An 8,919-nucleotide genomic window follows, 5' to 3' on the forward strand; every position below is an offset into this window, starting at 1 on the left:
AGTTTTTCTGGGTTAATAACCTGCAAGAACAGATTTCTTAACCTGCCTTATTGATTATAAGGCCAAAAAGCCTAAAATTCATAAAATCAACTAAATTGAGTAATTTGTTTAATTTGCCAGATTTTGACAATTATAGGTTATTAATTTTTTTTGGCAATATCTGTGTGGTGATTATTTGTACTGAATGAGTATAGAAGAGTACGTGATAAAACCAACAAAAGGTCTGCTAGTTTTAATCACGTGTTAGCAAGAAGGGAATAACGCCATAGCAAGTGGCTATGGCGTGTGGATTTTTTAGCGCAGGGCACCGGCGTGGGCGGCACCGCGGAACACGGCATTGATATACAGCAAGTGCATGCCATCAACATACGCACGGAAATTAGGCTCTTGCGTAAAGGCAATGACTTGGCCACGGCCATGGGCTTGCACCATAACCAGCGGTTTATGCGCTATTTGCTGGCGGTTTTCTTCCCATACAAAGCCACCGGCTAACAGCGTTTTTGGCCCTGCAAAGCTGACCACGTTTCTACCATCACTAATCCGCAGCGGTTGGTAAATTTGATTGCCGACATACAGGCTGCGTAATTGCGGTGCAATACCTGCCGTTAGCCAGTGGTTTTCATCGACGGTGGCATTAGCAATAAAGCCGGGTACCCAATCAGGATCCGCTTGATAAGGTTTTAACATTTGCTCGGCATCCGTTTGCTCTGCTAGCACCTTGCCAGGGACTTTAGCCGTAGTCGCCAGCTTTTCTTGTTCGCTTACTTGGTATTCTTGCTTACTGTTTAGCAGCGGGTTTTCACCTTCAATAAGCCAGCTGGTGGCGTTGCCTAAACTAATTAATACACCGCCACGCTCGACAAATTGGCGGATATTTTGTTGGCCGCTCGCGCTTAAGGCTTGTTGATAATTGCCACGGCCGGTGGCCGGCAAAATAAGGACCTGATAACGGCTTAAATCGGCATTACGTAATTGCGCTGGGCGAATCGCTGTCACCGGATAATTAATGCCACGTTCTAGCACAAAGCGTGCGCTACCCGCACTCAACGGATTGGTGGGTTCATCCCATAGCATGGCAATATTAATGGCAGGAACCGCTGGGACATTGTTGGAGCCAAAATTAGGCCCCTCGGTGATCCAGCTGCTGTCTAGCCCTTCAACATGGGCGCCACTTTGTAAGGCCAGTTCGGTGATCTTTGCGGTTAAGTTCTCTGGATTATTGGCGCGGCTTAACACCAAGGTGCCGGCAGGATAACGCGACCCATTTTGATGGGTGAAGGCTAAATCGCTACTGCGCAAACTAAGCCCTTGTTGTAAGGCGCCACTTAAAAAACGTGCGGCAGCCATATCGCCCCAAGGCACAACAAAACCATATTTGCCCTCGGGATTCGTTACGCTGCCCGCCAGCACGGTTTCAGGCCCCACCTTATTACTGGCGAAACGCGGAGCTTGATTACAACGTTGCATTTCTAGGTTATACATTAACGGTAGCGACCAAGCGGTGACATCGTAAATTTGATCTGGCAAATTATTGGCACGGCGCTGCTCTTGTTTCGCGATAAATGCCTCATCCATGGGCACCGTATCGTCTAGCAAGGTGCGCATTAAATGATAGCTGGGTTGATTAGTGCGAATAATATAGCTACCGGTTTGGTATTCTTTACCACAAGCTCGGAACGGCTCTTGTGCCTGCTCTACTGCAATACCATGTTGTGTTAGCACGCCCATCAACTTTTGATGGCCAGCCCGATCCCGATCTGCAGCAAATAAATAGCTACGAATACCGTCTTTTTCGCCTAATTTGCTGGCATTTAGCCGATATTGATAAAAATTCTCTAATAATTGACTGGCTTGATTACTGGCACTTTCTAGGGTGGATTTAAAGGCGACAAAGTTACGCTGAATACCGTCAGCAAAGGTCAAAATAGTACCGTCTTGCATACGATAGTGATGACCACGCGCCGACGCCATTTCATACGTCATCGAGACACTGCCATAATACAGTGGCCAGCTGGCGCCATAGCCTGGGTAGAACGCATCAAAAATCTCGCGAGTAAAATAGTCGTAACCGAGTTCATCAAACCATTTCGCATTATTTTGTCCCACGTTTTGTAACACCGAACGCTGATTGGCTTGAATATGCGGATTATATGGTTCAGCTTCAGGGCTAAAGTAATACCCCATATCACCGCCCATTTCATGGGAGTCGACAAAGATAAGCGGATACATTTGCTGCATGGCCTTTACCCGGCTGGCAATTTCAGGTTGGGTGAGCGAAATCCAATCGCGATTCATATCAAAGAGATAATGATTGGTTCGGCCATTGGGCCAAGGCTCATTTTGCTCGGCAGATAAGCGATCGGGAGAATGTTCTAACCCAACCGTGGCGTAATAGCGGCTGACAAACCGATGATGCCCATCCGGATTTTGTAGCGGATCGATATACACTAAGGTGTTACTTAGAATTTGCTGGGTGAGCGCGCTGCTATCACTGACTAAATGATAGGCTAAGGCCATAGCACCATCTGCTGGGCTAATTTCATTACCGTGTAAGCTGCTGGCGATCCATACGCTGGCGGGCATTGAGGCAATAAGCTGTTTTGCTTCAGGGATGCTTACGCTAGCGGGATCAGCCAGTTGGCGCATACCTGCTTCAATATTAGCCAGATTAGCGATGTTCGCGGCACTGCCAATAACGGCATAAAATAATGGGCGGCCTTGCCAGCTTTTGCCATAGGGTACCAGTTTGATCTGATCGGGATAACGGTTAGCAAGCAGCTCAAAAAAACGCGAGATATCGGCCGGTTCTGAAATACGTTCGCCAAAGTGGTGGCCCAATAATTGTGGCACCGATGCCGCATCAGCGCGGTATTGGCTATTCGGGAAATACGGCACAGTGTGTTCTGGCGCGGCAAACGCCATGGCTGAGCTTAGGCTGGCAGCCAACAAAGTCAGTTTTACTAAACGCATAAAATTCCATTGATGAGATAGACGGTTTTTTCTCACCTTAAGCGTGGCTAACATAGATAACAAGAGGCCGATCAAGCTATTGCGACCAATGGCAACGCTGGGCTGATCAATGGCTCGCGCTCGCCAACTAAGCCCGCTTATTTACGGCAAACATCCTTGCCAAGCGACATCTGTTACACAATACTTAATTAAGTTAATGCAGTGAGACGTTTTATGAAAACCCATATCGTGCATTTTAGCCATCCCGCCGCCATTCATTCCTCAGCCTTTGCCGACATTCCCCGTGATGGCACCTTGCTCATGCAAGCGTATGCCAGTGGCGAGGCTAAAATGTGGATCCAGATGCTGCAACAGCTCGTGTGCGACACCTTGCCTCACGCTATTCTGGCCGGCATGACCAGTAATGGTCAAATTGAGCAGAACAGCATTCGAGCAGAAGGGTTATCAGTGTTTATCACCGAATTTACGCATAGCCAGCTTAGCCAGCGCTTGATTGCCGCTGCGGCAAGTGAAGACGATAAATTAGCCGTGTTGCAGCAGTTGTTGTGCCCAAACACCAAAGCCTTATTGGTGTTCTCATCGGACGTATTTAGCCAACATACCGACTTATTACCGCTAATTACTCAGCTTCGGCCCGATATCGTGATCGCCGGTGCTATCGCACAGCCCAGTGGCGAGCAATTGCATTGCTGTGTGTTCGATATGCAGCAACAAGCCGAAAATGCCTTTTTATTAACGGCCTTGCATGGCGATGCACTGCACGCCCGCTCCGTATTAAAACGTAACTGGTTTGCTATTGGTAATCCATTGCATATTACATCCGCGCACGATAATCACGTGCATTCAATTGATAATCAAAGTGTGGTAGATATTTATCAGCATTATTTAGGCACTGGCGTGGCAAAGCATTTACCCGCCGCATCGAGTATGTTTCCGTTGTTGTTCGATGACGATGTGCACCAAACCAGCGCCTTTGTCGTTAAAACCACAGCCAAGGGCGGTGCTATCTTTAATCAAAAAATCAATATAGGGCAGCAAGTACGCTTAGCGTTTGCCAATATGCAATCGTTGCTGGATAACAGCTACCTTGCGACAGCAGGCCCTCTTCCAGGCGAACAGGTGTTTATGTTTTCATGTTGTGCTCGCTTAGATTTATTAAAAGACAACATTGTTGAAGAGATTACGCCCCTCGCGAGCAAGCTTCCCGTATGTGGTAGTTTTAGTTTTGGTGAAATGGCTATGGACAACAACGGTAAAGCAGCCTTGTTTACGCACAGTATGTCGTTGTTATTTTTAGCTGAACAGCCCACTCAGATCAGTTTTGCGGTACAGACCGAGCCTAAACAGCAAGAAGAGCGCCATGAATTCAATTTATCAAACGAGGAGTTATTAGGTATTTACAGCAATCTTACTCGCGCCCTAATGCAAGATTTAACCCTTACAAATAATGCTTTACAACAACTTACGCTTACCGATCACCTTACCGGTATTGCCAACCGCAAAGCGTTAGATGAACAACTTAACAAAGCTCGTTTACTGTATCAGCGCTACAAACGGCCATTCAGCATTTTATTGCTCGATATCGATTTCTTTAAAGCGATTAATGATCAATTTGGTCATTTGAACGGTGATAAAGTTCTTATGGCTGTAACAAAAACACTGGTACGTGAAATTCGTGATGTCGATATTGTTGGGCGCTGGGGTGGCGAAGAATTTATGGTGATTTGCGCCGATACGCAATTAGAGCAAGCCTACGGTTTAGCCGAGCGATTACGTATTGCCGTGTCACAATTACGCATTTTAACCGACGATGGCATCATTCAACTCACCATCAGTATCGGTGTGGCAGAACTGTCTGAATTAATGAATATTGATCAATTACTGCAACAAGCCGATAAAAATCTTTATCAAGCGAAAACCCAAGGTCGCAATCGGGTAATTTAAATTATACTAACGCTCGCTAGCAGAATTGTCTTAACATTATCATCCTTAAATGTGGTGTAGGTTGATGAGGAAAATGTCGTGCAGTCGTGGTCTGTACTAGTGTGTTAGCGGCTAAGCATATACGGCATTAGTAAGGTTGCCGGCTAATGGTTGCAGCGACTAACAATAGCTGTTAAAAGAGTTACCCATAACGCTAACAACCCTAGCTAAGCCATGAGCACAACTATTCTCTATTATCATCAGCAAGCGGCATTATTGGCAGCGCAATACAATGCACTTAGCTTTGAACACGTGCATGAAAGCTGGCGGCAATATTGGCCCGAGAGCCAAATGGTATTGGATATTGGCGCAGGGAGTGGCCGAGATGCCGCTTGGTTAGCAGCAAAGGGTTGTCAGGTTATTGCGGTAGAGCCAGCCGCTGATTTATTAAAACTGGGGCAGCTAAAAACGGCCAGTGCACAGTTACAAAATGTGCAATGGCTAGCCGATACTTTGCCTGAATTAAAAGCCTGTTATCAGTTAAATCTGCAATTTAATACCATACTGTTAAGTGCGGTGTGGATGCATATTTTACCCTCTGAACGCGCTCGTGCTTTTCGTAAAATGGCAAACCTGCTTTCGCCGGGCGGCCGCTTGATTTTAAGCTTACGCTTTGGTGATTTTACTGATGAGCGAGTAGCCTATACAGTAAGCGTGGATGAGGTTGCAGACCTTGCCCAGCAATTTGGCTTAGTATTAAGGTTTATCAGCCCGCTCAATGCCGACAGTGGCGGCCGCGCTGGCATTAGCTGGCAAACCTTAGTGCTGGAACTGCCAGATGATGGCAGCGGTAGCCTGAGTAAAGTCCGGCATATCGTGGTTAATGATAACAAATCCTCAACCTATAAATTGGCCTTGCTGCGCACCTTGGTACGCATTGCCGATGCCCATCCGGGGGCGGTGTGCGATAAACAAGATGGCAAAGTGGCTGTCTCCCTAGGTCTAGTGGCCCTGTATTGGATCCGCTTATTCAAACGCTTGGTCGATAACGGTATTCAGCAAAGTGCCGATCCAGCGAAAGGCTTAGGTTTTGTTACCGCAAAAGGTTGGGGCTTACTTAAACACCTTACAGCAGATGATTTTGCTATTGGCAACTTTTACAGCGGACAAGATGCGCAGGCGTTCCAGCAACTAATAGCCGATACGTTAAAAACCATTAAAAGCGGGCCTGTTACCTACATTTGGCAAGGCAACAAAGAAAACCGGCTGTTTGACATACAACGCTCCAGTACCAGACGAACTGCCAGCGTATTAGTCGATAAAACCTTTCTGGATAGTTTTGGCAGTTTTATTTTAAGCGAAGAAATGTGGAACTGTTTTCGCCAATATGGCTGCTGGATTGAACCGCTGTTGCTACAGCAGTGGATTGCTGAGATGCAAAAATATGAGCTAAATATACAGCGACAGCTTACCTTAGACACTTATCATATTAATTTGCGCTGGTTAGAGCGGCAGCACGACACAGCAAAAGTCAGAAAAAAGGTAGAGCAGTTAAAAGCCAGCGGTATTGCGGTATGCAGCGTATGGAGCGGAACCAAACTGTATCAATACGATATCGATCATTGTCTTCCCTTTAGTTATTGGCCTAATAATGATCTTTGGAATTTACTACCTACAAGTACTCAGGAAAACCGGGTAAAACGCGATCGCCTTCCCAGCCAAAGCCGTTTAGCCACATCCCGAGCTTTAATTACCGAATGGTGGCAACAAGCCTGGCAAACTGAGCAAGAGCAACAACGCTTTTTTATTGAAGCGGGTTTATCGCTACCTAATATCAGCTCGGGGTGTCGGGATTTTGATGAAATCTTTCAGGCCTTACAATTACAAGCAGTTGGCGTAAAACAACGGCTGCAAGTTGCAGAATGGTAATGCTGGCTGTCAATATATTCGTAAGTTAAAGCAAGTTGTTTAGTGGCTTTAGAGTGCGCTAGGCTTTGAATAGGTGCTCTGTGCCAATTGCTGACATTGAAGTTTTTCACAACGAACGTCTGCTTTTGAATGCAGAGCGGAATTCACTGAAAAAGCCTTCCTCATTTTGTGTGTTTTTTGAGCTTTATTTTCGAGAGCTTTGCATCTATAACAACTCGTTGGCTAAGTGCAGAAAGTCGCGAGTATCGCTGCTTGGATAGATAAGATCCCTAAGGCTTGGAGCCGTATGATTACCTCACCACATTGTTTAAAGAGCTCCTCTTCGCTGATAAACAGAAAAAGCTAGCGAAGTTGATGCCATTCTGATTTACAAAGCAATCACACTGAAGTTGTTATTGCTGTTACGCTCACAGATCATTTGCTCCTTTTAAAAGTAAGGGTATTACTATTTAAGTGTCAGTAAATTTTACGCTTGCAGCCTATTAGTGTGAATAAGTTATTTATATCAAAAACTTAATTTGTGGCGTGATACTTGCTTGACAATTCGTGTATTTTTTATTATTATTTTGGAGTTATTTTAATGTTAAAAAAATTGTTGTTAGGCACAATGTTAAGTTTAACAATGTCATCTGCCAATGCTGCGCTGATTAGCTACGATATTCTTAATTTAACTAACGAAGGTCAATCCAGATCTAATGTTTACACTGGTAATGGTTACGTTGGTATGTACAATTCTTCGTTTAATGGAATTTTTGGCGTTGAGGTTCAAGATTTCAGCCGCACCGCTCTTCAGGTAAATGTTTCTGCTTTATTAGGTAAGACTATCAATAATGCATATCTGAAATTCACCGTAAATAACAGTTTACAAGTGATAAATTTAACGTCGTTTTCTGCGAATGGTACTCTTGGACATTTCTGGAATGCACCAAATAATTTATTTAGTGGCTCAGTAGTCTCTAACATGGGTTCAAACACAATCGATGTAAAAAATTATTTACTTGCTGGCTTAGCTGCAAACACCGGTTGGTTCGGCTTGCACTTACAAGGTACCACGTCTTACCAGTGGATCGGAGCGAATAGATTCAATAGTCCAGACGCGGCATCAGTGCGTTTAGAAGTTGATTACTCCGAATCAACAAACCCTAAATCCGTATCATCGCCAGCACCAATTTCTTTGTTAGGTTTATCGCTAGCATGGTTGGTTTTATTGCGTCGTAAAACTAAAGCGAAATAATGTTTTTACATTCAATCTTATCCTAGTAAAAAAGGCGCTTAAGCGCCTTTTTTATAAAATGTAACCCGTCCTGAATACCGTTGCCACTTATTATCTTTAATTTTGGAGAGTGACATGATTTGTAAAGCTCGCCTGAAGCCAAGTTCGCATAATCTCGAACTGTCTGGCGATCGTTGAATGGGCTGGTTCTTATTCTTTTTATTTTTAAACTGATTCTTTTGATGCTGCAGGCTTAACGTTAATGTTTTGTCCTGTCATGTATCTGGTCTATCTATCTTGCTGAAACCCCGTATAAACATTTGACCAAAATGCCCATAAAAATCAACTGCTCGGGCTTAATTTGTAGTGGTTCACAGAGTTTTGTACCTCAGTAGAAGTGTTATGAGAAACTAGGCTCTTGCAAAACAAATGTCTGCAAATAAGGCAAACCAGAGATTCGTTTTTTCGAGAGCCCCTGATCTGAACAGCTGCTTTTCGCTCAGGCTGTGTGAAAACTGCTGATCACTTTTTGGTCTAAGCACAAGATTTTTATGATCAATCGTTCTTGATAAAACAATGCTTGCAGCAACCGTTTGACTAAAATTACTAATAGGTAAATTTATAAACGTGTGCACTTATGTCTCATCATATTAAAGGTCAGGGCCGGCATCAAATAACATTACTACCTGAAGCGCTGGATGACTTTGTTACAGAAGGTAATCCTGTCAGAGTAATTGATATATTTGTAGATGGATTGCAGCTGGACTCACTTGGCTTTGAGAGAGTTGCAGCCAAACAAACTGGGCGACCAGGCTATCCCCAGCAACCTTATTAAAGCTTTATATTTATGGTTACCTTAACCGTATCCAATCTTCTCGTAGGCT

General features: G+C 44.5%; 4 protein-coding genes and 1 pseudogene. 4 read left to right on the top strand and 1 reads right to left on the bottom strand.

Features of this window, described 5'->3' with window-relative positions; all coding sequences use genetic code 11:
• Positions 1-294 precede the first annotated feature (294 nt).
• Positions 295-2,970 (bottom strand): M14 family metallopeptidase, encoded by a 2,676-nt coding sequence (locus IE070_RS08905; protein WP_189482590.1) that lies wholly within the window; start codon positions 2,968-2,970, stop codon positions 295-297.
• A 213-nt stretch (positions 2,971-3,183) separates the two neighbouring features.
• On the opposite strand from IE070_RS08905, the gene IE070_RS08910 reads away from it, so the two are divergent.
• The 4 genes and pseudogenes from IE070_RS08910 to IE070_RS08925 form a co-directional block, all read left to right on the top strand.
• Positions 3,184-4,914, top strand: coding sequence for a diguanylate cyclase (locus tag IE070_RS08910; protein ID WP_189482592.1), 1,731 nt, complete (start codon positions 3,184-3,186; stop codon positions 4,912-4,914).
• A gap of 213 nt (positions 4,915-5,127) precedes the next feature.
• On the top strand, positions 5,128-6,822 hold the full coding sequence (locus IE070_RS08915) for a class I SAM-dependent methyltransferase (protein ID WP_189482594.1): 1,695 nt from the start codon (positions 5,128-5,130) through the stop codon (positions 6,820-6,822).
• 580 nt (positions 6,823-7,402) lie between these two features.
• Positions 7,403-8,056, top strand: a complete 654-nt coding sequence (locus IE070_RS08920) for a hypothetical protein (RefSeq protein ID WP_189482596.1) — start codon at positions 7,403-7,405, stop codon at positions 8,054-8,056.
• Positions 8,057-8,672: 616 nt separating this feature from the next.
• Positions 8,673-8,919 (top strand): annotated as a pseudogene (locus IE070_RS08925) (transposase); the annotation flags it as partial.

The organism is Alishewanella tabrizica (assembly GCF_014652375.1).
Classification (GTDB): Bacteria; Pseudomonadota; Gammaproteobacteria; order Enterobacterales; family Alteromonadaceae; genus Alishewanella; species Alishewanella tabrizica.